The sequence below is a fragment of the Bradyrhizobium sp. genome (genome assembly GCF_049586575.1).
Classification (GTDB): domain Bacteria; phylum Pseudomonadota; class Alphaproteobacteria; order Rhizobiales; family Xanthobacteraceae; genus Bradyrhizobium.
Genome location: NZ_JBAVCF010000255.1, coordinates 1 through 3,391 on the forward strand (window position 1 = coordinate 1; position 3,391 = coordinate 3,391).

At 62.2% G+C, this 3,391-nt stretch carries 4 protein-coding genes; 2 read left to right on the plus strand and 2 right to left on the minus strand.

Annotated elements, in window-relative coordinates:
- Positions 1-611, minus strand: a 611-nt coding sequence (locus WB528_RS09770) for an outer membrane protein (protein ID WP_423888216.1), incomplete at its 3' end; no start/stop codon positions are given.
- 234 nt (positions 612-845) lie between these two features.
- Positions 846-1,502, minus strand: a complete 657-nt coding sequence (locus WB528_RS09775) for a class II aldolase/adducin family protein (protein WP_423888217.1) — start codon at positions 1,500-1,502, stop codon at positions 846-848.
- Positions 1,503-1,597: 95 nt separating this feature from the next.
- Between WB528_RS09775 and WB528_RS09780 the strand changes: the two genes are divergently transcribed.
- A complete protein-coding gene (locus WB528_RS09780; protein WP_423888218.1) occupies positions 1,598-2,473 on the plus strand; it encodes an S-methyl-5'-thioadenosine phosphorylase in 876 nt (291 codons plus the stop codon).
- The coding region (mtnA, locus tag WB528_RS09785; protein ID WP_423888219.1) for an S-methyl-5-thioribose-1-phosphate isomerase at positions 2,470-3,391 on the plus strand (922 nt) is incomplete at its 3' end. The genes WB528_RS09780 and mtnA, both read left to right, overlap by 4 nt.

Here is a 3,391-nt window from a genome sequence, read left to right on the forward strand (position 1 = left end):
CCTACCGTCCAGCCGACGCGTGTCGATGAGTTGCCCGGCAGAAGGACGGTTGTCCCGTTGAAATTGCCAGAAGCCGAGCCGGTGACGTTGACGTTGCCGTAGGCGAGACCGCCGGTTGCGTAGAAAAGCAACTCCGGCGAGACCAGGAAACCGGCACGGCCCCTCGCGGTCCCGAACCAATCCAGGCTCTGGTTCAGGGTCGTCACGATATTGCTGCCATCGTCCGAGCAGGCCAAGCAGGTAATCGCGGACGTCCCATGACGCTGGTCGCTGTATTGAATGTCAGTTTCCAGACCGAGCAGCCAGTTGGCCATCTGCCAGTTGTAGCCGATCTGGCCGCCGCCGATCATGCCATCAACGGCGTTGCGGGCGCTGTTGGTTCCGTTGAGCACGCCGGGCAGCGGCAAGCCGGTGAGGAATCGGTCGATCGTCGCGGAGTTGTCCGCATTGCCCGCGCCGTAACCGATGTTGCCGCCGACATAGAATCCGGTCCAGTTGAAAACCGGTTCTGGCGCCTTGTAAACCGGCGCCTTCGTCGGCAAATCGGCAGCGAGCGCGCCGGTCGCGAGCAGCGAGGCGGCAGCAGAGATTCCAATCAACAAGCGCTTCATGGCAATTCTCCAAAACTTAAATTGTTGGCCCAAGAATACTGCCGCAGGGTCCCTCGCGTCTGTCACGCGGAAACCACAGATGCGGATAATCGACGCTGGTCTGAATTGTGGTGAAAAATTGACTACGGCACCAAATCGTTGATTCGACGATGATTCTCTTCACGGCTCGAGTTCAGGTGAAACTGCAAGCGCTCGCCCCGTGCCAAATGATTTCGAAGCTCGCGAATCGTATTCTCAGCTCTCGTCGCCGCCGATGCCGTATCCGGCCATCCGGGCGCGAACATTTTCGATCTCGGCTTTGGATAGAAGAGGCGGCGTGCCGATTTGCAGGCAGCCGTGATATTGCCGCGCCAGCGTCTCGACCTCGACTGCGAGCCACATGGCCTTTGCCAGTGAAGGTCCGACCGCGATCATGCCGTGATGGGCCAAGAGACAAGCCGAGCGATTCTCCAGCGCTGTCACCGCGTGGCGCGATAATTCTTCCGTTCCAAAGGTCGCATAGGGTGCGCAGCGAATGGTGTCGCCGCCGGCGCAGGCGATCATGTAATGCACCGGCGGGATTTCGCGCCCCATGATCGCGATCATGGTCGCAAAAGGCGGGTGCGCATGGACCACCGCATTCACTTCGGGGCGTGCGCTGAGAATGTCACGGTGAAAGCGCCATTCGCTGGACGGACGCTGCCCGGCCTCCGGGGCACGGTCGAGTTTCATGAAGACAATCTGCCCGGCCTGCATCGTGTCGTAAGGCGTAGACGTCGGCGTAATCAGCATTCCGTCCTGGTGCCGCAGGCTGATATTGCCTGAGGTGCCCTGGTTGATGCCAGACCGGTTCATTTCCCGGCAGGCGTCGATGATCGACTGACGCTTGCCTCGGTCGTTCGTGGTGGGCATCGTGCTTCTCTTGCGAATGGCGGCACGAGAACATTAGTTGAAACCGGCTTTGCGATATAGTCGCCTTGGTCGGGTGATCTGAAATTGGAGCAATCATGGCAGAAGCGGTACTTGGCATTATCGGAGGATCCGGCATTTACGACCTGCCGGGACTCGAAAATGCCCGTGACGAAGTGATCGCAAGTCCGTGGGGCGAGCCGTCGGCGCCGCTTCGCCGCGGCACGATCGCAGGGTTGCCGATCGTGTTCCTGCCGCGGCACGACAAGGGGCATCGGTTGTCGCCTTCGGATATCAACTATCGCGCCAATATCGACGTGCTCAAGCGCGCCGGGGTCACCGACCTGATCTCGCTCTCGGCCTGCGGTTCGTTCAAGGAGGAGCTGCCGCCCGGCACCTTCGTTCTGGTCGACCAGTTCGTCGATCGCACCTATCGGCGCGAGAGTTCGTTCTTCGGCAAAGGCTGCGTCGCGCATGTCTCGATGGCGCACCCGGTCTCGCCGCGCCTGAGGTTGCACCTGGCGGCAGCCGCGGAAGCCGAAGGCATCCCGCTGGCGCGCGGCGGCACCTATGTGTGCATCGAGGGCCCGCAGTTCTCGACGCTCGCCGAAAGCCTGACCTATCAGGCACAGGGCTATTCGGTAATCGGCATGACCAACATGCCGGAGGCCAAGCTCGCCCGCGAGGCGGAGATTTGTTACGCAAGCGTGGCGATGGTAACCGATTTCGACTGCTGGCATCCCGATCACGACGCCGTCACGGTGGCCGACATCATTCGCGTCCTGAACGCCAATGCCGAGAAGGCGCGGCATCTGGTGGCGCGGCTGGCGCGGGATTTTCCGAGACAGCACGAAGCCTGCCCGGTCGGCTCGGACCGCGCGCTGGACGCCGCGCTGATCACCGCACCCGAGGCGCGCGACCGCGAGCTGTTGAAGAAGCTGGATGCGGTGGCCGGGAGGATATTGCGCCCATGAATGTCAATGGCCGGCACTTCCGCAGCATCTGGGTCGAAGGCGATGGCTGGACGATCGGCGCGATCGACCAGCGGCGGCTGCCGCACGAATTCGTTCTCGCGAAAATGACGACGTGCGAGGAGGCGGCAGACGCGATCCGCACCATGCTGGTGCGCGGCGCGCCGCTGATCGGTGCGACCGCGGCTTATGGTGTGGCGCTGGCGATGCGAGCTGACACTTCCGACGCCGCGCTGGAGCAAGCCTGTGCAACGTTGATTGCGACGCGGCCGACCGCCATCAATCTGAAATGGGCGCTGGATGAAATGCAAAAGGCGCTTTCGCCGCTTCCGCCGTCGGCGCGGGTGCCAGCCGCTTACAGGCGCGCCGGCGAAATTGCGGAAGAAGACGTCGCGATCAATCAAGAGATCGGCCGTCACGGCCTTGCTTTGATCGAGGCGATTGCGCCGCGGAAGAAACCGGGCGAGGCAATCAATATCCTCACCCACTGTAACGCCGGTTGGCTGGCCACGGTTGACTGGGGAACGGCGACCGCGCCGATTTATCTGGCGCACGACCGCGGTTTGAAGATCCATGTCTGGGTCGACGAGACCCGTCCGCGTAACCAGGGCGCTTCGCTGACGGCGTGGGAGCTTTCGCATCACGGCGTGGCGCATACAGTGATCCCGGACAATACCGGCGGCCATCTGATGCAGCACGGCATGGTCGATCTCGTCATCACCGGCACCGACCGCGTCACCGCCAATGGCGATGTCTGCAACAAGATCGGCACCTATCTGAAGGCGCTCGCCGCCCACGATAATGGCGTGCCGTTTTATGTCGCGCTGCCGTCGCCGACGATCGATTTTTCGATCTCAGATGGCCTGCGGCAAATTCCGATCGAACAGCGCAGCGCGGACGAAGTGGCCAGCGTGACCGGAC